This is a genomic window from Paenibacillus sp. FSL R5-0517 (assembly GCF_037974355.1).
In the GTDB taxonomy this organism is placed as follows: Bacteria; Bacillota; Bacilli; order Paenibacillales; family Paenibacillaceae; genus Paenibacillus.
Genome location: NZ_CP150235.1, coordinates 6145047 through 6169088 on the forward strand (window position 1 = coordinate 6145047; position 24042 = coordinate 6169088).

Sequence of the window (24042 nt, forward strand, 5' to 3'; positions counted from 1 at the left end):
GCCGCCTTCCGCAAGTTCACCACGCGGCTACAGGGATTCATCATCTCATTCTGCTTCGAGGCCGGTAATGGCCCCGAGACAGAAAGGTTCTCATTTTTATATTAGGCTTTCGCCGCTACGTGCTCTTCGATCAATGTGCCTACCAGCGATACGGCCTCGTCGATCTCTTCTTTGCTCACATACAGGTTCGGAAGCAAACGAATCACATTTGGTCCTGCAGAGACAAACAAAATACCGCGTTTTTGCCCAGCAAGCACAATATCACCTACCGGCTCAGCACATTCAATACCAACGAGCAATCCCATGCCACGTACTTCCTTCACAAAGGAATTACCTGCCAAGCGATTCCGCAGGGAGCTCATCAGGTATTCACCCATCTCCGCTGCACGCTCTGGCAAACGATCTTCCAACATCGTTTCGATGGTCGCAATCACAACGGATGAAGCAAGTGGTGTTCCACCAAAGGTGGTCGCATGACTACCTGGCGTGAACGCATCCCGCAGGAAGCCTTTACCCAGCATCGCGCCTACAGGGAAACCACTGCCGATACCTTTGGCAACGGTGAACACGTCTGGCTCAATGCCATAATGTTCGTGTGCAAACAATTTACCAGTACGTCCCATTCCAGTCTGCACTTCATCCACAATGAGTAACAATCCGTGCTCGTCACACAGTTTCCGTACATGCTTGACGAATTCCGGCTCAACTGGATATACACCGCCCTCGGCCTGAACCATTTCCAGCATAATTGCTGCCGTCTTAGGTCCAATTGCCGCTTCAAGTGCAGGAATATCATGCAAAGGTACAGTTACAAATCCGGCTGGCAATGGCAAAAATCCTTCTTTCACCTTATCCTGTCCAGTTGCCGTCAATGTTGCAAGTGTCCGTCCGTGGAAGGACTGGGCAAAGGTGATCACTTCATAGCGATCTGTTCCTTTCACTTTCTGGTGATAACGACGTGCTACTTTGATTGCCGCTTCGTTCGCTTCGGCACCACTGTTACAGAAGAACACGGCATCAGCACATGTATTGGCTGTCAGCAGTGCTGCTGCTTTCTCCTGGCCCGGAATCTGGAACAGGTTGGACACATGCCACAGCTCATCAATCTGAGCTTTCAGCTTGGCACCGACTTTCTCTGGTGCATGGCCCAGGCTGGTTACAGCGAGTCCGCACATGAAATCTAGATAACGGTTGCCTTGGTCATCCCACAACCAACTTCCTTTACCTTTGACCAGACTGATTGGATAACGCGCATATGTTTGAAAAAGCGAGCTTTCCGTCTGTGCCGCTGCACCTGTTGCTGCTGCGCCCGCTACCGCTGTGCCAGAACCTGGCTGTTCGTTGCCTTTTGCCATCACCATATCACTCCTATTGGTTGGTGCAACGGCACTAATTATGAGAACACCTTAACTTTACACTTTTCACTTCGATGCCAGAACAACCTTCCGATCGCTGTTATCCCCGGATTTTTTGATTACCCCTTAAAGGGGAAAATCCGGGGATAGTGTATGCTTCCGAAGTAGCTTTCTTTCAGAAAGCTTTTAGGCGCACGCTTCGCTTCTTCAGGTTATTTCTGTCCTCTACGTTATTGTGTGATGTTCAATCTTCACATAAAAATGCCGTGCACATATTTTTTATTTAATATAAGACCATGAAGACCCTAGCGCACTGAGAATAATTATTGCATACGGATAATTTTTGTTCCGATAATTTCTCCGCCGAGCACTCGGCTCAGGATCTGGGGTTCGCTTCCGTCTACGATGATAACCTCACGTACTTGACCATGAATACATGCGATAGCTGCACGCACTTTGGGAATCATGCCACCATAGATTTCTCCGGTTTGGATCATATCCTCGATCTCCTGTACAGAGACGGATGGCAGTACTTTTTTCTCGCCGCCTACGTTCTTCATGATGCCAGGAACGTCGGTTACGACAATCATCCGGCTTACGCCAAGATGAGACGCCACAGCACCCGCAGCTGTATCTGCGTTGATGTTGTAGCGTTGTCCAGTGGCATCCACACCAACTGGCGCGATAACCGGCATGTAACCCATGTTCACGATGCCTTGGATAATCTCTGCATTCACACCCGTGACATCGCCTACCCAGCCGATCTCTGCGTGATTTGTAACAGGTTTAGCCTGGATCAAACCACCGTCCACGCCGGATAAACCTAGTGCACGACCGCCCACACGTTGGATCAGGCGCACGATCTGTTTGTTGATACTGCCCGCAAGCACCATCTCCACTACGTCCAGCACAGGTTCAGTTGTTTTGCGCAGGCCATTAACGAATTCGGTTTCGATACCAAGCTTCGCCAGGTTATCCGAAATTGCAGGGCCTCCACCATGCACGATTACCGGCTGTGTGCCCTGAGACTGCAAATCACGCAGATCCGCAAAGAAGGACTCTGGCAATGCCGCCAGTGTGCTGCCTCCACATTTCATGACAAACATCTGTTTCTCTGTGCTCGCTTCCGTTGCGGTACTTTTGTTTGGCATTGTTGAATTCATGAGGGCAAGCTCCTTTCGTTCAAATATTCTTAAAGGCTTAACACTTAATTGATGCGATATTCGTTGGCTGACCGTTCCGAATCCGGATCGTTCTTTTGATCGCTGTTGTCTCCAGGTTTTTTGATTCCCTTTATAAAGGGGAAACCCGGAGACAAAGGCGAACGCTTCGCTTCTACAGAATCGATTCCGTCTTCTCCACTGCCTTCGCCTCAAAGACCAAATAAAGTTCAATCCTTATAGATTTTCTATATATTTACGAAACAGCTTCTTTTAGGGAAGCTGTTAGCTTCAATAGAATAAATGCTAAGACGTATTACGTACGGTATGCTGCGTTAATTCGGACGTAGTCATACGTCAGGTCGCAGCCCCAGGCTGTTGCCATTCCTTCGCCGTGGTGCAGATCCACCACAATGCGTACTGTATCGGTCTGCAAATAGGCCAATGCTGCTTCTTCGTCGAAAACGACTGGACGAGATTGTTCAAGTACCGAGATCTCTCCCAAACGAATATTCACCGTATCCGGGTTCACTGGTTGCCCTGCACGTCCTACGGCTGCAATAATTCGTCCCCAGTTGGCGTCAGCGCCGAACATGGCGGATTTCACCAGACTGGACCCGATAACCGTTTTGGCAATCGCTTGTGCAGATTCATCACTTACCGCACCCGTAACTTCTACCTCAACCAGTTTGGTTGCTCCTTCACCATCGCGAGCAATGGCTTTGGCCAGTACTTGGCATACATAGGTGAAGCCAGCTGCAAAAGCGTCCCAATCCGGGTGCTTTGTTGTCAGCTCTTCATTGCCTGCATATCCACTGGACATGGCTACCAGCATGTCGTTTGTACTTGTATCCCCATCGACGGTAATCATGTTAAATGTGTGATTGGTTGCCTGGCGCAGCAGGCGCTGCAACGCTTCTGCACCAATGACCGCGTCAGAGGTCATAAAAGCGAGCATCGTCGCCATATTCGGATGAATCATTCCCGAGCCTTTGGCGGCACCCGCAATCGTAACCGTCTTGCCGTTAACCAGAACGGAGACGCAGGCTTCCTTTTTCACCAAATCCGTTGTCAGAATCGCTTGTGAAAATTGTTCCGCCTCATTCGACTCCTTGCCCATATGCGCCGGAAGGCCGGTGATGCCTGAATGTACAGCATCCATTTTGAGCAATTCCCCAATGACACCTGTGGAGGCCACAGCAACGTCCTCTTCAGCCACACCCAACTCACGCGCAGCAGCCGAGCGCATCGCATATGCATCTTCTTCCCCTTGTTGCCCTGTGCATGCATTAGCGTTACCGCTGTTAACGATAACAGCCTGAAGTCGTCCGTTGTTCAAGCTTTCGCGCGTTACTTTGAGTGGCGCGGCCTGAAACACATTCGTTGTATATACAGCAGCAGCTGTAGCCGGTACATCACATCGGATCGCTCCGATGTCATTACGAGAAGTTTTTTTCAATCCGCAGTGAAGTCCACCAGCAGTGAATCCCCCAGGAGTTACAATTGTTCCGTTCTCAATCACGGTAAAACTCTGTTGCTCCACATTCGTTCCCATATCATATCCCCCGTATGCGTTCAGCTAAATGCCGATGATCCGCCTGCTTAACCTGATCCGATCTCCCTAAGTTCACTCCAAGAATGCACTCTTACTTTAACTTTGAATATTCCAGTGCCTTCTGAATTCCAATCCTTATGGATATACAGGTGTCATGTTCAGCCCGAGGTTCTCCTCCCATCCCATCATCAGGTTCATATTTTGAATCGCTTGCCCGGATGCACCCTTCACCAGGTTGTCGATGACCGAAATAATCGTCAAACGCCCTGTGCGAGGATCTACCGCAAATCCGATATCACAATAGTTGGATCCGTACACTTCTTTGGTAGAAGGCCAGATGCCCGGTTCACGTACACGTACGAAAGGTCTGTTTTCATAATATTTGCGATACAAATCCACGATCTCCCGGTCGCTGTGTTCCCCAATGAGTTTTGCATACATCGTACTCATGATTCCACGTGTCATTGGCACCAGATGTGTGGTGAAGGTAACCGTAACAGGCGTTCCCGTTATGTTGCCAAGCACTTGCTCGATCTCGGGAATATGTTGGTGTTTGTTCAGTTTATAGGCTTTGAAATTCTCATTCATCTCTGCATAATGGTTCGTCAGACTTGTTCCGCGTCCTGCTCCGGATACGCCTGATTTGGCATCTATAATAATAGTGGAAGGATCAATCCAGCCTGCCTCTACTGCAGGAATCAGTCCAAGAAGTGTAGCCGTTGGATAACAGCCTGGGTTAGATATGAAATCCTGTCCCTTCACCTTATCACCGTACACCTCAGCCATGCCGTACACCGCTTGTTCTAGCAAATCAGATGAAGGCGCCGGATGTTTGTACCACTCTTCATACACCGTTCCATCCTTGAGTCTGAAATCACCAGACAGATCAATGACCTTAAGCCCTGCTGCCAGCAAACTTGGTACGAGCTTCGCACTTACGCCGGACGGGGTCGCTGTGAATACCAGATCCGCACGACTCGCAATCTCAGCCGGATCTACGCCGTCAAGTGGCCTGTGAATCACGTCCGTCAAATGCGGAAACCCATCTGCGATGGATTCACCACTGCTCGATGATGAGATCACCGATGTGATTTCAACCTGCGGATGGTTCTGGAAAAAACGAATCAGCTCCACCCCGCCGTAGCCGGTGGAACCGACGATTGCTACTTTTAATTTGTTATTCACTCTCGCTCCCCCAATCTCGATGTATGCGCTACTTGTGCTATGTCCTTGCATGAATGAAGCTCGAACACAGCAATTCCGTCGCTTATATGCATATTTGTGTATTATTATACGACTCTGGTTATATAAATACAACACTCTATCATCAATTTCACATGGATTTCCACCCAATCCGAACATATCTTTTTTAACATCCGGGACGAACAGGTATACTTCTGTTAAAATACGTATTAGTAGGAAACATTACAATCAGGGTCTCATTCATAACTAACCTGCTAATCAAGGATATATGAATAGATTCATGATGGTCATTATGAGACGTGGGGGACTATAGTGCATATCGAATCCATTTTACTTATTGTACTCCTGGGCCTGAATATTATTTTTGCGGCAGCCGTTGTTTTCTTCGAACGGAAGGATGCTAGTGCTTCATGGGCTTGGCTGCTTGTCTTGAACTTTATTCCGGTGTTTGGGTTTGTACTTTATCTTTTAACCGGTCAGAATCTGACCCGATACCGGCTTTTCCAATGGAAGGAACGCAAAAAACTCGGGCTGGAGGAACGTATCGAAGCTCAGCTCGCACAGTTGCATGATAACCGTACCCCTTTCCGCAACCAGGCAACCGAGAGTAGCCAAGACATGATCTATATGAACCTGAAGCAGAACGGTGCCCTGCTGACCGAGGATAATGCGGTTGAGATCATTACGGACGGAACAGACAAATTCCAGCGGCTCTTGGATGACATCGAAGCGGCCAAGGATCACGTGCACGTGCAATACTACATTTATAGAGGCGACCGTCTGGGCAAAAGAATTCGGGATGCACTCATCCGCAAAGCGCGGGAAGGCATCAAAGTTCGTTTGCTGTATGATGCGCTCGGCTCGCGGCGGGTATCCAAACGCTTTTTCAAAGAATTGCGCGAAGCAGGCGGATTGGTTGAAGTCTTTTTCCCGTCCAAATTCAGTCTGATCAACTTGCGTATGAACTATCGTAATCACCGTAAGATTGTCATCATTGATGGTAACCTGGGGTACACGGGCGGATTTAATGTTGGAGATGAGTATCTTGGCTTGAACTCAAAATTCGGTTACTGGCGTGACACTCATCTGCGTATTCAGGGGAATGCCGTTCATGCATTGCAGACCCGTTTCCTCCTGGATTGGAATGAAGCGTCCAAACAACACGACACACCATATGTTCCGGCACATTTCCCTCATATTGAGGGTACGGGCAACACGGCCATGCAGATTGTCTCCAGTGGACCGGATGCAGAGACTGAGCATATCAAGAACAGTTATCTCAAGATGATTAATGGTGCCAAACATTCGATTCTGATTCAAACGCCTTATTTTATCCCAGATGCCAGTGTATTCGAAGCGATTCGTCTCGCGTGTCTGTCCGGTATTGATGTTCGCATTATGATCCCGAATAAACCAGACCATGCCTTCGTCTATTGGGCTACGCTATCTTATATTGGCGAGTTGTTGAAGGTTGGCGCCAAGGTATTTATATATGACAATGGCTTCATTCATGCCAAAACACTTATCATTGACAGTTTGGTTGCATCCGTGGGAACCGCCAATATTGACTACCGCAGTTTCCGGTTGAACTTTGAGGTGAATGCCTTTATGTACGATGAAACGATTGCGACAGCACTTGTACAAACCTTTGAGCACGACCTGCATGTATCGCGCGAGATGACACTCGAGGAGTACCAGAAACGCAGTCTGATTATTCGTTTCAAAGAAGCGATTTCCCGTCTGTTATCTCCGATTCTGTAGTGGTGGCAGTCCGATGACAGGATATCCTTCTGAAGTAGCTTTCTTTAGAAAGCTTTCAGGCGAACGTTCCACTTCTTCAGGACATTTCTGTCCTCTCCGTTATGTGAAATGTTAAGTTGAACTTTTAATAGTAGAAAAGCAGGTACTCCCTCTCTGCCATTGCAGAGAAGGATGTACCTGCTTTTTTTGAATTTTTATTCCCAAACGTATGAGCACTACAACGGCTCACTCACCTAATGCTCACACCGTTCACACATGCTCTCCCCGCTTAAAACCTTCGCCGAGCACTTCGTGCGCGTTACTAATAATGACAAAAGCCCCCGGGTCTACGGACCGGATCAACGTTTTGAGCCTTGGCACCTCATTTTGCCCAACCACCACCATCAGTACGGTTCGCTGATCATCGGTGTAACCACCTTTAGCTTCAAGCTTCGTCAAACCGCGATCCAGATCATCCAAAATCACTTTGCTAATCGCTTCAGTCTGGTTGGAGATAATATAAGCCACCTTGGAGAAACCCAGCCCCATCTCAACGGCATCGATCACTTTCCCCGTAACATACAATCCAATCAGTGCATAGAGTGATTGCTCCAATGACAATACAAAAGCAGCCATAATAATAACGGTAGCATCCATAATCACCACACAGATCGAGTAACTCAGTCCACTGTATTTCTGAACGATTCTGGCCAGAATGCTCATGCCCCCCGTTGATCCTCGACCCCGATATACAATGCCGATCCCCAAACCAACGCCAATACCGCCATACAGTGAACCAAGCAACGGATTTGTTGTTGGAATGGCCCAATCCTTCGTCAGATAAACTAACAGCGGCAGGACGATACTGCCGAGGACTGAGCGAATTCCATACTGCTTACCAATGAGCAGAAATCCTGCAATCAGAAGTGGAATGTTAATCGCCCACTGGGTATATGCCGGTTCCCAATTAAGCCATTCCTTGCCCAGAATTGATAACCCGGACACCCCGCCTGAAGCGATCTGATTCGGTAATAAAAATAAATTAAAAGCCACTGCAATTAAAAACGAACCTACAATAATGGATAACGTATCCACGACGTTTCTCCATGGTCCGTTTAGGGGGATGAGGCTGGTTAACCTCTTTTTGCGATTATTATGAAATTGTGATCGTTGTTGCATGTTCTCGTGCTCTCCTTTGTTGTGACTGATCAGTTGTTCGTTCATGTTCTCTATATCTTATAAAATGATTCAAAAAAAAGCCCCTGTATACACCAGCATACGCCTAGACGTATGGGTCCATACAGGAACTTCTATTAATCGGTTTCTACTTTAATCTGGCTACGCAAATAACCATCGATGAATGCATCGAGGTCGCCGTCCATTACTGCTCCTGTGTTTCCTGTCTCTACACTTGTACGGTGATCCTTTACCATACTATAGGGATGGAACACATAGGAGCGAATCTGGCTACCCCATGAAATATCCGACTGATCTCCTCGGATTTCATCCAGTTGTTGTTTTTGCTCTTCAATTTTACGCTCATACAATTTCGAACGGAGCATCGTCATCGCTCGCTCACGGTTCTTGATCTGTGAACGTTCATTCTGACACGTTACAACTACACCTGTTGGAAGGTGAGTAATCCGTACGGCAGAGTCGGTGGTATTGATATGCTGTCCACCCGCGCCACTTGCCCGGTACGTATCGATCTTGAGATCCTCTGTACGGATATCGACTTCAATCGTGTCATCAATCTCCGGTACCACATCACAGGATACGAAGGACGTATGTCTACGGCCAGATGAGTCAAAAGGAGAGATCCGCACCAGTCGGTGTACACCTTTCTCGGCTTTTAGATAACCATAAGCGTTATGTCCTTTGATCGACAACGTAACACTCTTGATCCCAGCCTCATCACCTGGCAGATAATCCAGTACCTCCACCTTGAAACCTCGCTTCTCAGACCAGCGTGTGTACATGCGAAGAAGCATCTGGCCCCAATCCTGAGACTCGGTACCACCCGCACCCGGGTGAAGCTCCAGAATCGCATTCATCTTGTCATATGGCTGGTTCAGGAGAAGCTGAAGCTCGAACTCTGCAACCTTATTCACGATCGCTGTAATACTGTTACCAATCTCGGTAGCGAGATCTTCGTCGCCTTCTTCATCCGCCAGCTCTATCATCATCACTGCATCATCATAATCCTGCTGAAGTTTGGTGTATTGATCTACAGATCCCTTTACCGCATTCAGCTCAGCGATTACAGATTGCGCCTTGTCACTGTCGTCCCAAAAATCCGGGGCAGACATCTTCACTTCGAAGTTGCCAATCATCTCTTGCTTCAGATCTAAGTCAAAGAGACCCCCTAAGGTTTGTTAGTTTCTTGCCTATTTCACGCAGGTCATGCTTCACATTTGGATCGATCATGTGCAATTCCTCTTTTCATTAAGATAAGCTCCCCGCTTCCAGGGCATTCCTCCAGATCAGGTATCAGATGCACCACCCTGGTGTTGAGACTACTGTTGTATCAGTATATCTCTCCTCCGTGATCATGGTCATATTATTATAACTATGCACCATTCATCGGTTTTGCATCCTTCACTTCATCCTATGGAATACCCGGCTGCGAGGAGCCGTTCATGTCATCGTGTATATAAAAATCGTTGTACTACTCTTGACCGTGGCAGTGTTTGAACTTCTTGCCACTACCGCATGGGCATGGATCGTTACGTCCGATTTGGTCAGAAACCTTCACTGGACGTTTCTCAGCAGGTTCACCGCTTGTCGAGATCTGACTTTCCTCAACAACCGCTTGACGCTCCTGATTGCTCTCGATCTGTGCTCTCATCACATAAGTCGCTACTTCTTCTTGAATTGAAGCGATCATCTGATGGAACATCTCGAAGCCTTCGAACTGGTACTCACGCAGTGGATCTGTACCGCCGTAGGCGCGAAGGTGGATACCTTGACGCAATTGATCCATTGCATCAATATGATCCATCCACTTGCTGTCTACTGCACGCAGCACAACCACTTTCTCGAACTCACGAACCATCTCTTCGCCAATTCGCTCTTCACGTGCATTGTACTTGTTCTGAACTTTCGTAAACAGGTACTCGATGATCTCTTCTGCTTCCTTGCCCCACAGATCATCTTTCGTTACCGAACCATCATCCAGCAATTTGCTGTTCATGTAATCGGCAACTTCCTGCAACTCCCAGTTTTCCGGAATATCGTCACTACAATGTGCTTCAACGATACGTTCAATGGAAGGTTTGATCATATCCATGACGATCTGTTTGATATTTTCGGACTCCAGTACCTCGCGGCGCTGTTTATAGATAATTTCACGTTGTTGGTTCATGACATCATCATATTGGAGAACGACTTTACGCACGTCAAAGTTGTTACCTTCAACACGCTTCTGCGCCGATTCTACTGCACGGGTAATCATCCGGCTCTCGATCGGTTGGTCTTCTTCAAAACCAAGGCGCTCCATCATGTTCAATACATTGTCTGCACCGAAACGTCTCATCAATTCATCACCCAGTGACAGGTAGAATTGTGTTGAACCCGGGTCACCCTGACGTCCCGCACGACCACGCAGCTGATTATCAATCCGGCGTGATTCGTGACGCTCTGTACCGATGATATGAAGGCCGCCTACTTCAGCTACACCTTCACCCAAGATAATATCTGTACCCCGTCCTGCCATGTTGGTAGCAATCGTTACTGCACCCGCTTGGCCAGCACCTGAGATAATCTCTGCTTCTTCCGCGTGGTACTTGGCGTTCAGTACCTGGTGTTTTACACCACGGCGCTTAAGCATATCAGACAAGCGTTCAGAGTTCTCGATGGATACTGTACCTACCAGAACCGGTTGATTCTTGCTGTGGCGCTCCACAATTTCTTCTACAACCGCCTTGAACTTGCCATCGATGCTCTTGTACACGACATCTGCCATGTCATCCCGTTTGTTCGGACGGTTGGTTGGAATCTGCAGTACTTCGAGGCCGTAGATTTTTTTAAACTCTTCTTCCTCGGTTTTCGCTGTACCCGTCATACCCGCAAGTTTACGGTACATCCGGAAATAGTTCTGGAAGGTAATCGTAGCAAGCGTCATACTCTCGTTTTGTACTTCAATGCCTTCCTTGGCTTCAATCGCCTGGTGCAATCCATCACTGTAACGACGTCCAGACATCAGACGACCTGTGAATTCATCGACGATCATAACTTCTTCGTCACTGACTACATAATCCACGTCACGACGCATGATTACGTTCGCTTTCAAGCCCTGTACGATGTGATGGTTGAGCGTAACGTTGGCATGATCATACAAGTTCTCGATCCCAAATGCTTTCTCTGCTTTGGCCACACCCGCCTCAGTCAACGCTACGGATTTCACCTTGATGTCTACCGTAAAGTCTTCCTCCGGTACCAAACGCTTCACAAAACGGTCAGCTGCATAATACAGATCTGTCGATTTCTGAGCTTGTCCAGAGATAATGAGTGGCGTACGCGCCTCATCGACCAGGATGGAGTCCACCTCATCAATGATACAGAAGAACAATGGACGTTGTACCATTTGCTCTTTGTATAGCACCATGTTGTCACGCAGATAGTCAAAACCAAACTCATTGTTCGTTCCGTACGTAATATCACATGCATATGCATGCTGTTTCAACGCATGGTCCATACCGCTCAGGTTAACCCCTACCGTCATGCCCATGAATTCGTAGATTTGTCCCATTTCCTGGCTATCTCGCTGGGCCAAATAATCATTGACCGTGACCACGTGAACACCTTTGGACATCAACGCGTTCAGATATACCGGAAGTGTTCCTACCAGCGTTTTACCTTCACCCGTTTTCATCTCGGAAATACGGCCTTCATGCAGCGCGATACCGCCTAGCATCTGTACATCGTAGTGGCGCTTGCCCAGTACACGGCGTGATGCCTCACGTACAGTTGCAAATGCCTCTGGAAGAAGCTCATCTGTTGTTTCTCCCTTTTCGATACGAGCACGGTATTCCTCCGTTTTACCTTTCAGCTGTTCATCAGACAACGCCTGAAATTGTGGTTCCAGTTTATTGATCACATCGACCGTCTTCATCAGACGTTTAACATCACGTTCATTCATGTCGCCGAAGATCTTTTTGACAAGTCCTAGCATGGTATACCCCTTTCGTGCAAAACAGAATAGACCCCCTGTTGCCGCCACGCGACACCATCGGATGGATGTTGCATCCATTTCCCCTTGGGGGTGACAAACAATATAAAAAGTAATATGGATGAATCAACTCCAGGCTTGCCAAGGGTTCCTCATGAAGCTGATTCGGTGTTCAGACGGATTCGATTATTAAAAACTAGCCGAAGCCCCCGCCTTGCGAATCATGTTCATGGTGCTGTGCCTGTCATTGATTATGATTAGCGATCATTCGTTGACAATTCCTCATCAGGACAATGATTCTCTTTGCATAAATTGTAACAGTTTGTAAGGGTCGCCGCAACACGCCACGGCACACTTCTTTGAACTTCTGAGACATATCAGATGGAGTTTAAGTGCAAAAAATCATAGTCGTTAGCGGAAGCGTTCGATTGTCTTGTTTCATTTTACAAGGCAGACTGCCCTGTCAACGAATTTTGATGGTAAATTTGGATGATAATCTCAAAATTAAGTTCTCGATATTAGGTGTACGAATATTTTCGTAACCATCGGAATCTGGTGGTTAAATTGTAACGATTATTGTTTCTTCATACTATCTATTAGACGCAGCAGCATAGGGAATAGTTTCACCATTTTATTTCCAAAGGTCGTTTCCCCGTCCCTCTACGCACAAAAGAGCCCCACCCCCTAAGGGATGGAAGCTCTTGTTAACTCTAATCCAGGACTACAGTTCCTGAGTTCATTATTAAAAATTAGATATTCTTATTCAGTTCCGATGATCCTGTACGTTAAAATTAACCTTGTTCGATCAAACCGTACTTACCATCGTTCCGTTTATAAACCACGCTAACTTCTTCACTGTCAATGTTGGAGAATACGAAGAAATTGTGACCAACCATGTTCATTTGGAGGATGGCCTCTTCCACGTCCATTGGTTTCAACATAAAGCGTTTCGTACGTACAACTTCCAAATCATCTTCATCCGTGTCCGCATCCAGTTCAGCTGTAGCTACAGTACCTGTTGGATCTTCAACGAAGAGTGTTTTCAGGCTGCCTTCCTGGCGGAACTTACGGTTAATTTTAGTTTTGTGTTTGCGGATCTGACGTTCCAGCTTGTCCACCACGGAGTCAATGGATGCGTACATATCGTCGCTCTCATCCTCAGCGCGGAGCACAATGCCTTTCAAAGGGATCGTCACCTCTACCGTATGCAAACCTCTCGTCGTGCTCAATGTAACAGCACCGTCAGAGTTAAGGGGTGCATCGAAATACTTCTCGAGTCTACTCAACTTTTTGTCGACATAATCCTTCAAAGCATCAGTAACCTCGATTTGTTGACCTCGAATACTTAAATTCATAGGGCACTCCTCCTTTTTCCTTTGCCACTTCATTATAACACGAATGTAAGCGCCATGTAAAAACTCCCGGTGACCGAATAATGACATCTGTTGAAGCCACATCTGCCAACATAGGCATAACGCCATATTTCGCGATATTTCATCATATTCAGCCATAATCAAGAAATCACATTGGTTGTCTTCTCAGGCGCTTGAATGATGTAATTAACCATTTCTGAGCGGGTTCAATCTATGATGTGAAATTTAAAATAAATTCCCGAATCTTCCTTCACTATTAATAATCACTACTTATTTTAACTTGGACCTGACATACTGCAGGTACACCTGAGAACTTGAAAACTTCCCTACTTACTCATTCACATTAGAATCAAGTTTATAATTCAAAAACCCATAAAAGAGGATCTTCCCTATTCCTCTTTCATGGGTTTGAAGTTACTATTTTAACCGTCTTCTATAATTAAACTATATTCATTCAGTCACGTAAGCTACCACTGTTACTTCCTCCACGCTTCCTGCATTGTAACCTGTTTTAGCCGCATAACGCACTTCATACGTTCCTGACGCCAAACCTGTGATAGTCGTACTCTCTGCTGTTACCTTTGTCCAGTCACTCGCACCTTGCAAGCGGTATTCCATTTCATCGGTTACTCCTGTGATTGTACCGTCATTTCCTGTTGCTGTTACCGCTGTGGAATTCAATCCTTCTGGAGCTTTTTGATCTTGATTCGGTGCCTGCACTTCTACTGTATACTTCAAGGCTTCTCCCTGGGACTTAAATTCAGTGCCTTGTTGAGCCGTAAAGATTGTAATTGTATACGTCCCTACCACTGCGCTTTCTTTAGCCTTTACCGTCAAGTTGATTGTACGTTTTGCTCCTGCTTCAAATCCTACCGTATGAGCCACACCATTGGATTGTCTCAAGCCATAGAACAAACTATTTCCGCCTATCGGTTGAGCCAGTACAGTTTTATATTGCTCAAATCCTTCGATCCCGAAGTCAGCCTTTTCGCGGTTGCTATCCGGAATCGTATCCACAGTGCCATTGTTCGTTTGTAATGTAATCTCGCTTAATACATCATTGAACGGGAGTACATTCCCTTCAGCATCTGTCAGTTGCAACGCTATATACGCACCATCTGAATAGTAATTGTAGCTACTTCCATTCGTGTTTTCTAGCTTGTCTTTACTACCTATGCCGTTAATAGAACTCCAGTTGAAGCTTACCGCTCCAGTATTCAGATCACTGTTCTCCTGCATCTTAGTTACTGTAGTATCAGGTGCCACATAAGCCGCCACTGTTACTTCCTCCACGCTTCCTGCATTGTGACCTGTTTTAGCCGCATAACGTACTTCATAGGTTCCTGCAACCAATTCCGTGATTTCAGTTCCTGTCACTGCTGTCCAGGCATTATTAGAGTCTTTCAAGCGATATTCCATCGCGTCTGTAACGCCTGTAATTGTACCGTCATTTCCTGCTGCAGTTACCGCTGTGGAATCCAGGCCTGTTGGAGCGTCCTGATTTTCAAGTTCAGGTGCCACATATGCTTCTACTACTACTTCTACCGCCGCTCCAGCGTTGTATCCTGCTTTTGCCGCATAGCGCACTTCATATGTTCCTGCTGCCAGACCTGTGACTTCTGTTCCAGCCACGGTTGTCCAGTTAGCCGATCCTTTCAGGCGGTATTCCATCGCTGATGTAACCCCTGTAATTTTTCCATCATGCCCAACTTCAGTAACCTCTTTAGAGGACAGACCAGTCGGCTTTCCTTGATTAATCAAGCCACCAGTCGAGCCACCACTTGATCCTCCACTCGAAGATCCACCTGAAGAAGATTCTCCGCTTGAAGCAGTCGTCGTAGATGATGGCGTGTTAACAACAATGCTACCTTTTTGGTCACCTTGAACATTGCTTGGTCTTACATCGAATGCGGAATTCTGGGAACCGGAATTCAGTGTTACCGTTGTAATATTAGATGCACCTAATATTTTTGAAATTGCGTTTAATACAAGATTCACAACTTGCGCACCAGCACTAATTTGGATTGTGTTATTGGCAGCCGTAGCATCCACTTTCACGTCCTGAATTGATCCGCGCTGCAATTGTACAGTCACGGATGCGCTGAATACATCAACATCATCAAATTTACCATTTAACTGAATTCTCGCATTAGCTGGCAGTTCTTTTGCCAATTCAATATCAGTAAATCCTTCACCTTTTAGTTCATTCTCTTCCAATTTGGCAGAAGATTGTACAATCACTTTTTGAGCTGTTGTTGTGCCTTCTGCGACCAAACGAACGGTACCATACTTTTTATTTACCAGAACGTTGACGAGCACTGAATCTACAAAATGAATAGAGTTCTCACCGCCACCCTCTACATTGGTAGTACCGTGGACTTTTACATTTTTAATGGTTACGTCTCCGCTGCCAATACCTGAAGCAAGCAGTAAATCACCTTTAATTTCATAGTTTTCAAGAGTCACGCCAGCCACATTAATAATTACATCACCGTTCACAACTTTGGTTTCTTGTGCGCTTCCATATGTTCCTGGTGTATCAATGCTTAAAGTTTCTTTTGCTACCGTCCGGTTGTTTAGAGCAGAATCAATCAGGACAATCGCTTCAGCGCGAGTCAGCTGCTTTTGAGCCTGGAACGTGCCATCTGGGTATCCTTTCATGATCCCCTTCTCAATTACTGCTGCAATACTCCCCTGACTCCAAGCAGGAATTTTACCTGCATCTTTGAATTGTTTGATTCCTTCAGAGTTACTTGGGTCTAAACCAAGAACACTAGATATCATACTCGCTGCTTCCTGACGGCTAACATTGGAAGAAGGTTGGAAAGTATTGTCGGAATACCCTTTAACATAACCAGCTTTGAGCGCTTTAGCTACGTCATTATATGCCCAGTTGGATGGTGACAAATCTTTAAAATCAGCAGATGCTGTTTCAGAAAATTCAAACAACCGATTCACCAATACGATGAACTCGGCACGTGTAATTGCGCTATTCGGTTTAACCGAACCATCCTGGTAGCCGTTCAGACTTCCATTTGCAATCCAGCTATCAATTTGTTGTTCCGCCCAGTGTCCTTTAACATCATTTACAGACTGTGCAGATACAGCACCCATTGATGACAGTGCCATACTTAAGCTCAATGCGCTAACAAATGCTCCACGAAGTTTTTTCTTTTTGCTCATGTTGTCCTCCTAAAGTCTTATGTATTACTCTCAGATAATCGTTAATGCTTTGTTAGACGATTGTAATAAATCTAACAACTTAGATTTATAGGTCTAATTATCTAGCAAGGTAGTAATAATATACCATATACTGGACGAAGTATTCTACTATTTATTTACTCTTCAATGATAGTTCAGGAAGAAAATTGGAATCTCCCTACAGAAAACCTCGTTTTTTACACTATTAATATGTTGAATCAATCTCTTATCATCGTCGTTTATCCACATACTTTCGCTCTTGTGCATCATTAAAAATTTTACCGCTTAAATTATCAAACAGCTCTAAACTCGTATTGTTTAGAACATTCATTAATAAGAACGATGATAGCTTTATGTAAAATTGAAGCTAGACTTAATTAAAAAAATATAAGTAAACAAAAAAAGACCCCGGATCACCGGAGTCTGATGCTAGCGATAATTCAATTTGGTAACCATCTAACCATATATGTAGGTCGGATTGTCCGGATGATTATAATTTGATTACGTTAGCTGCTTGCGGTCCACGCGCGCCTTCGACGATGTCGAATTCTACGGATTGACCTTCTTCCAAAGTTTTGAATCCTTCGGATTGAATTGCGGAGAAATGTACGAATACGTCGCCGCCATCTTCAGTCTCAATGAAACCGTAACCTTTTTCTGCGTTGAACCATTTTACTTTACCTTGCATGCACTAACATTCCCTTCGTCATCAAATGAAGTGAAGCTTTCGGCCTTAACCTCTGCCCACAATTCAGATAATACCATCCAAAGTTATCCATTGTCAATTGGTAAAGTAAATGTTTTCTTGGAATTTTTTGTAGATTAATTGGGGATTGTGTTGAATGCTGGGATATCTTAAATATATCAGGTGTTAAAGAACAGATGTGACCAAATATACAAGTAAGATTAACAAACGCAACGCTAATAGGATAACATAAAAATAGTTATTAGATCGCGCAAAATAATCTACTGTAGCTATACAATAGTAATTGTAATTAAACTCATGTAGCAATTTATAGGAGTACCCTCTGAGCAGAGCATCTTTTTAGGATACTTTTTCTGTTACATAGCGAGCATCTCAACAATGGAAGTTGCGAGACTCATCGATGCAAAGAGTAGCTAAAGCGGTTATAAGCGCTGATTGAAATACAATGTAGTCGCCTCTCTACATTCGGAGAATCCGGAACACAACTGACGGCATGAATAGAGAAAAGGATGCATCTAAAGACAATCATAACGCGAAGGAGACCAGCAATATTCACATAATGTATCGCTATTAAATAGTCGTCTGATAGCTTATGAATACATATGATAACAGATACGATTTGTAACAATTTGTATTTATATCAATTATTTAATAAACTAATATTTATTTGTGATATATTTAGATAGAAGTAAATATATTCCAAGGAGATGTTCAAATTGTTTAATTCTAAAAAAGTACTACTTACTGCATCGGCTCTTCTGTTGCTCTCACTAAGCACTGGCATTGCATCCGCATCAGATTCAACAATTAAACCCGTAGCAAAAGCAGATGTCACGATTCAAATGCTTACTTATCAAGTAAAACTTAAAGTTGGTGAAACCTATCAACTGCCATACGGTCGTAATTACAAATACTATCCTAGCCAATATAGCGAAGGCGGGCCCTATTTCAGCGTTACAAATTCAGGTCTAGTAAGAGCTTTAAAATTACCACCCACAATCCCTGGTGAGGCTGTTGGTTCAGTTGGAGTCGTACAAGAAGGCGTAAGGGATATTGCTGAAGTTTTCATTGAAATAACATATTAATCTTTTTAAAAAAGTAGAGGCTTTAACTTATTTAGAATCCATTTCTAAGACGTTTGAAAAAGTGTAATGCTCATTTAATAAGCGGACAATAGATGATTCCTGTATTAAACAACTCTATTGAAAACTAACGCTTTGTGAAACATCAAAACTTTAGGATATCATACGATTTCCAGGACTCAAAACGAGCCTTAGAAGCGATTCTAAAGGCTCGTTTTTTGATGTTTCTATAAGAGATACTTTTTCAGTGACTGAGGAAGTGATTCTTGATGGCCTCCCCTTTAACATTTGTTCATGTCTTCTTCCGTAAATTACTCCTTTATTCTCCAGTGCTTACCCAGCACACAAAATAGTACCCAAAGACCGCACACCTTTTATCAAGTGTCCAGACTAATGGGTACCAGTGTAATGATGCAGTCATTCTCTAACATGAAGGTTTCTTATTAAGTTCCTATTTCTTTTTGTCCATTAAAAAACTATCTGGTGTATAACCTGACTCATAAGCATTTCGCTGTGTTTTGGCTTGTCCTCGTTTATGCAACCAGTCCCGAGCTTCTAATCGCAGAACATTCATACGTGCTACTATTTCGTTGTCGTTGCCCAAAAGCTGTTCGATTTCTATCTTCTCAGTTACACTTGCGGGCTGGAGAGAAAACTGCTCCACAAGTCCATTAATAATCACTTGGCGCTCTTCAACAAAAGCTTCGAGTTGCTCATACTCGGTTTCATATAACACGTCCATGATATTACTCGTCAGCTGCTGTAACTGAGTCAGATATGACGATTTATCCATGAGCACTTTCAGTAGTAACAGGTGGCGCTTCCTGACCTGAAGCAATCTTAGAAGCTTGTAGCCACGTTTCACGAAGATCCGTTAAATATCCTACTGCTTCTTCGGCTTTGGTTACATCTTTGCGAATGTTTGCCTCCACAAGCAGATAATTTGTATATTCATATAATGAATGCAGACTCTTGGAAATATCATAAGACCGATCCAAGGTACTCATCAATTCACTAATAATGGTCTGGGCTTTCCCCAAATTCAGACTTGTCTTCTCATTATCCTTCTGGGTCAACCCATCAATAGCTGTCTTAACAAAACGAATTGCTCCATCATACAACATAATGACCAATTGTGCCGGATTTGAAGTCTGGACTGAGGATTGACGGTATTTATCATAAGGAGATGTAATCAAGAGTCTCACCCTTTATATTAAGATTGTCCTAAACTGGAAAAGAGACTGGACGACTGTGTTTGCATCTTGTTCATTGCTGCTTCCATTGCAGCGAATTGCTTGTAATATCTGTCTTCTGTACGTTGCAAGTTCGTTTGCATCATCAGAATTCTACTGTTATAGTCTTTCATTTTACGACCCATAATGTTTTCATCTCTGAATGCACTAGTTACATCCGTTGTATATCTATTCGTTCCTGCACGCTGATAAATTTTTTCGATTGCATTTCCTACTTTATCAGCCAACTTATCAAACAAACCTTCATTGGGAGCGTTGGAGGGACCTTGAAACAGATCCAATGCCAGTTGTGGATTGGAACTGATCATATTTTTAAGTTTTGTCTCGTTCTCTATCACCAACTTACCATTCTCAGAATAGCTGCCGGTTGTAATCCCAAGAGCACTTAAAGGACCAAGTTTATCTGTAATGACTTGACGCATTTCTGACAACACGGATTTGATGATATCATCATTTTTTAGCAAGCCACTTTTTGCTTTCTCAGTCCAAGTATCAATTTCGGATTCTTTTAGTTCTTTTTTTTGCTCGTCTGTTAACGGTTTAAAATCACGATATTTTGTTTCTTCCACCTTAGAGTTAAGAGCTTTAATCAAGCTATTGTAATCTTCAATAAAACCTTTAATGGATTCCAGTGCTTTATCTGGATCACTTTGGTTCTTAATAATGGTCGGAGTATCCACTCCATTCTTTGTGGTAACATCCATCAAAGTTATTTGGACACCATTCAGAGAAAACGTATTACTCTTGATATCATTCAAAGGCTCATCATTCACGGTTACTTTTGCATCTTGACCTGCAGTAGTCGTGAGCTGACCTGCCACATCTTCATAAGGTTTAATTCCCTTAAACAAATTCAAAAATTCATGCGATCCACCGCTCATTTTCAATTCCTCACCGGACTGAGCAGTAATCGTTAATTTCCCATCTGCAAAATTCGCTGTTGCCTTGGCATCACCAGATTTTATCTTGTCTACTACATCTGATATTTTATCCGTCTCATTGAAACTAAACGTCTTTCCATTCAATACAAAACTGTACGTCTTCGCAGGGGAACCTGGTTCTGGATCCTTACCACCACTCAGTTTATATAGATCAGCCAGTGTCTTATCATCGGTCACTCCCGTACCTGCGCCATTCGTTTCAATCACCGTTTTTTTAGAAAAGAGGGCTAACAAGGAATTGCCACCAGTAGGGGTTTCTACTGTCACTTTACTATCCAGACCTCCTGTTTTGGAGGCTATTGATAACTTACCTGTAATCTCATCATAACTTGCAATTGCATTTGCCTGAGTATTGGAGTTAATGGTAGATACCAATGTAGAGATGGAGGTCATACCGTTGAATAAGGACTTACCATCTTTATCGGTAAAGCTTACACCATTAATCTTGATATCAAAACCTTTTTGAAGATACTTAGCCATGTCCGCAGAACCCATTTTGGACAAGTCTACACCTTCCAATGAAGCTAGCGATGTAGATCCACTTATTCCTTGTCCCAAACCTGAAGTAGCTACTGTTGCGCTCTTAGCTAACTGAGTAACACTTACCTTCATTTCAACTCCGTTAGCGGATGCGGATGCTTCAGCTTTAACAGCATCAGTATTACCTGTAACAGTTGCTTTATTTGCATTCAGTGCTGTAGAATTACCGTATTTTGTTATTAACTTATTGGATCTAAAGTCATATAATTTACTGCTTAATTCACGATAACTTTCCCGCTGCCACTGCAACAGCTGCTTTTCCTGATTTAGTTTGTCCAAAGGTACGCGCTTCGTTGCCATCATGCTTTTGACCATGCTCTCAATGTCCATACCAGAGAATCCATTAACACGTGTTACCATTTAGCCACCCCCGTAATCTATATTTTCTCGTCAATTAAGATACCCGCAATTTCCATCATCTTGGCTACTAAATCTAATGTTTTCTCCGGTGGAATCTCACGGAGCAATTCCCCAGTTTCCTTATTTAAAACTTTGACCATAATATCATGTGTCTTCTCATGAATACTGATATCTAATGTCGTTTCCGGACCTTGCAATGCTTTCACCGCTCGATCAATATTACGAATTAGCTGTTCTTCACCAATTGATAAGTGTACACCTTGTTTTTCTTTGGCATAAGCTTCCTTCGCTGTCCTGATGTTTGCTGTGTCGGTTACCGCTTGAGAAGCGCCTCCGGGGTGATTCACCTCTGTAGCAGTGTTTGTTACGGATGAGGCAGATAAAGAAAATTGAATATTCACCCTTCAACGACCTCCAACTTGTTCGCATTTATAATATATATCGGTCAAGCAAGTCCCCAGCTTTAGGAAATATGTAAAATCTAATAAAAAAACCTTGGATCAAAGATCCAAGGTTTAGTGTAGAGCCTGTTAAAATTAACGAAGCAATTGCAGAACGCCTTGTGGCTGTTGGTTTGCTTGAGCCAACATAGCTTGAGCTGCTTGAGCCAAGATGTTGTTTTTCGTTTGGCTCATCATTTCTTTAGCCATGTCAACGTCACGGATACGGGATTCAGCAGCTGTCAGGTTCTCAGAAGCTGTTCCCAAGTTGTTGATTGTGTGCTCCAGACGGTTTTGAACAGCACCCAGTTTAGAACGCTCGCTGGATACAGTTGCAGTTGCTTTATCCAGAACCGCGATTGCAGCAGCCGCGCCCTCTTTAGTGGAGATGTTCAGGGCAGCCTCGCCTTTAACATCGTTAGTTCCATCAGTTACTGTGTTTTCTTTAGTGAAACCAGCATCGCCAGCTTTACCAGTGATACCCAGAGCAGAAGAACGCATGTCGCCAATTGCTAAGCTCATGGATTGTCCAGTGTTAGCACCAATTTGGAATGAAGTCTCGAAATCTTTTTGAACTCCACCGTTTGATACTTTAATTCCGTTACCCGCTTCACCTTTAGCATCAGTTGCAGTAACTGTCAATGTACCTGCTGTCGCATTAGTGAGCTTAACGCCATCCAGTTTATCACCAACAGTGTCTACAATTGCTTGAACAACACTAGCCGCATCAGTTGCGTTACCGATATTAACACCAATTGCTTTACCAGTATATGAACCTTTAGTTGCATCGTAGAATTCAATTTGCTGATCGTTAATTGTCATACCTGTACCAACCAATTTATCTACTGCTGCTTTATTTGCTGCTGTAAATGCAATATCTTGTGTAGCTTGCGTATAAGATGTCACACCCACACTTTGGTTACCAGCTGCAACTGCACCACCCAGGGAACCTTTTGATGCAGCAATATTACCAGCGGAACCGTAAAGACTTCCACCATTCGCTTTTGATACAGCAGTTACAGTTACTGCAGCACCTGCACCTGTAACAATATAATTACCTTTTAAATTTTCATTTTCATCAATCATTTTTGTAAGAGCGCTTCTTACATCAGCTGCGGCACTCGCTGCAGTGTTATTAGCAGGTGTAGTACCATCTAAAGTAACACTTGCAGAGTTAGATGTAACGTCATAAATAGCACGGTCTCCATCAGCACCTGTTTTCCCATTTGCTCCAGCAGCAGCAAAGCTCACTTTAAGTTCTTGTCCATTTAAAGTAAAGGTAACATCGTTACCTGCAGTTGCCGCAGCACCTACTGTTACAGTTTGAGTAGCTTGTGTATAACCAGTCGCACCTGAAGCCAACAAATTATCAGTGAACGCACCGTTAGTTCCAGCCAATGTTGCTTTGCCGTCACCTTTAAGCAATTTTTGAGTATTGAACTCAGTAGTGTTACCGATACGGTTGATTTCGGAAGTCAATTGGTTCATTTCGTCTTGCAGAGCTTGACGATCTGAATCCGTGTTGGTTCCGTTAGCGGATTGGTTAGCAATCTCGCGTTGACGTTGCAGGATGGAGTGAGTTTCGTTCAAAGCACCCTCAGCTGTTTGGATCAAAGAGATACCATCTTGAGCGTTACGGGAAGCTTGGTCCAAACCACGGATTTGACCGCGCATTTTTTCGGAAATTGCCAGACCAGCAGCATCGTCACCAGCACGGTTGATACGAAGACCGGAAGACAATTTTTCGATATTTTTGTTAGTGTTAGCAGTGTTTGCAGACAATTGACGGTGTGTGTTCAATGCCGCGATATTATGGTTGATAATCATTAGAGTATTTCCTCCCTGAAAATAAATTAGTTCCACATCCATGTGGTAAACGCCGCGACATTAAGGTCGGCCGCCCTGCCGAAGCAGCGTCTAAATTATATATCGACGGAAGGTGAGCAACTGTTTATAGCAAATT

At 44.4% G+C, this 24042-nt stretch carries 17 protein-coding genes; 2 read left to right on the forward strand and 15 right to left on the reverse strand.

The window, feature by feature from the left end:
• Positions 1-101: 101 nt before the first annotated feature.
• From MKX40_RS27580 to argC, 4 genes are all read right to left on the reverse strand, one after another.
• On the reverse strand, positions 102-1355 hold the full coding sequence (locus MKX40_RS27580) for an aspartate aminotransferase family protein (RefSeq protein WP_339238102.1): 1254 nt from the start codon (positions 1353-1355) through the stop codon (positions 102-104).
• A 323-nt stretch (positions 1356-1678) separates the two neighbouring features.
• A complete protein-coding gene (gene argB, locus MKX40_RS27585) occupies positions 1679-2518 on the reverse strand; it encodes an acetylglutamate kinase (RefSeq protein WP_091013051.1) in 840 nt (279 codons plus the stop codon).
• A 313-nt stretch (positions 2519-2831) separates the two neighbouring features.
• Positions 2832-4070: a bifunctional glutamate N-acetyltransferase/amino-acid acetyltransferase ArgJ gene (gene argJ / locus MKX40_RS27590; protein ID WP_339238105.1), complete on the reverse strand. Its 1239-nt coding sequence runs from the start codon at positions 4068-4070 to the stop codon at positions 2832-2834.
• A 135-nt stretch (positions 4071-4205) separates the two neighbouring features.
• Positions 4206-5255, reverse strand: a complete 1050-nt coding sequence (gene argC / locus MKX40_RS27595; protein ID WP_339238107.1) for an N-acetyl-gamma-glutamyl-phosphate reductase — start codon at positions 5253-5255, stop codon at positions 4206-4208.
• 330 nt (positions 5256-5585) lie between these two features.
• On the opposite strand from argC, the gene cls reads away from it, so the two are divergent.
• Entirely contained in the window at positions 5586-7034 is a 1449-nt protein-coding gene (gene cls / locus MKX40_RS27600) for a cardiolipin synthase (RefSeq protein WP_339238109.1), read from the forward strand.
• Positions 7035-7283: 249 nt separating this feature from the next.
• On the opposite strand, the gene MKX40_RS27605 is transcribed toward cls, so the two are convergent.
• The 6 genes from MKX40_RS27605 to MKX40_RS27630 form a co-directional block, all read right to left on the reverse strand.
• Entirely contained in the window at positions 7284-8192 is a 909-nt protein-coding gene (locus MKX40_RS27605) for a YitT family protein (protein ID WP_339238111.1), read from the reverse strand.
• A 134-nt stretch (positions 8193-8326) separates the two neighbouring features.
• Positions 8327-9440 (reverse strand): peptide chain release factor 2 gene (gene prfB / locus MKX40_RS27610; protein ID WP_339238113.1). Its coding sequence is split into 2 segments (ribosomal slippage): positions 8327-9367 and positions 9369-9440, totalling 1113 coding nucleotides; the frame shifts between segments, so codons are not numbered across the junction.
• A gap of 241 nt (positions 9441-9681) precedes the next feature.
• Positions 9682-12186: a preprotein translocase subunit SecA gene (gene secA, locus MKX40_RS27615; protein WP_339238115.1), complete on the reverse strand. Its 2505-nt coding sequence runs from the start codon at positions 12184-12186 to the stop codon at positions 9682-9684.
• A 788-nt stretch (positions 12187-12974) separates the two neighbouring features.
• Complete coding sequence (gene raiA / locus MKX40_RS27620) at positions 12975-13538, reverse strand: ribosome-associated translation inhibitor RaiA (RefSeq protein WP_124116500.1); 564 nt, start codon at positions 13536-13538, stop codon at positions 12975-12977.
• 468 nt (positions 13539-14006) lie between these two features.
• Positions 14007-16739, reverse strand: coding sequence for an S-layer homology domain-containing protein (locus tag MKX40_RS27625; RefSeq protein WP_339238117.1), 2733 nt, complete (start codon positions 16737-16739; stop codon positions 14007-14009).
• Between the two features lie 508 nt (positions 16740-17247).
• Positions 17248-17445, reverse strand: a complete 198-nt coding sequence (locus tag MKX40_RS27630) for a cold shock domain-containing protein (protein ID WP_024631599.1) — start codon at positions 17443-17445, stop codon at positions 17248-17250.
• 734 nt (positions 17446-18179) lie between these two features.
• Here MKX40_RS27630 and MKX40_RS27635 point away from each other — a divergent pair.
• Positions 18180-18548: a hypothetical protein gene (locus MKX40_RS27635; RefSeq protein WP_339238119.1), complete on the forward strand. Its 369-nt coding sequence runs from the start codon at positions 18180-18182 to the stop codon at positions 18546-18548.
• A 448-nt stretch (positions 18549-18996) separates the two neighbouring features.
• Here MKX40_RS27635 and MKX40_RS27640 read toward each other — a convergent pair whose 3' ends face one another.
• The 5 genes from MKX40_RS27640 to MKX40_RS27660 all read right to left on the reverse strand — a co-directional run bounded on the left by MKX40_RS27640 (position 18997) and on the right by MKX40_RS27660 (position 23906).
• Positions 18997-19287 carry a flagellar protein FliT gene (locus tag MKX40_RS27640; protein ID WP_339238121.1) on the reverse strand — a complete coding sequence of 97 codons (291 nt, stop codon included), beginning with the start codon at positions 19285-19287 and terminating at the stop codon, positions 18997-18999.
• Positions 19288-19330: 43 nt separating this feature from the next.
• Positions 19331-19741: a flagellar export chaperone FliS gene (gene fliS / locus MKX40_RS27645; RefSeq protein ID WP_339238123.1), complete on the reverse strand. Its 411-nt coding sequence runs from the start codon at positions 19739-19741 to the stop codon at positions 19331-19333.
• Between the two features lie 17 nt (positions 19742-19758).
• On the reverse strand, positions 19759-21639 hold the full coding sequence (fliD, locus tag MKX40_RS27650) for a flagellar filament capping protein FliD (protein ID WP_339238125.1): 1881 nt from the start codon (positions 21637-21639) through the stop codon (positions 19759-19761).
• Between the two features lie 17 nt (positions 21640-21656).
• Entirely contained in the window at positions 21657-22040 is a 384-nt protein-coding gene (locus tag MKX40_RS27655; RefSeq protein ID WP_339238127.1) for a flagellar protein FlaG, read from the reverse strand.
• Between the two features lie 135 nt (positions 22041-22175).
• On the reverse strand, positions 22176-23906 hold the full coding sequence (locus MKX40_RS27660; RefSeq protein WP_339238129.1) for a flagellin: 1731 nt from the start codon (positions 23904-23906) through the stop codon (positions 22176-22178).
• Positions 23907-24042: the final 136 nt, after the last annotated feature.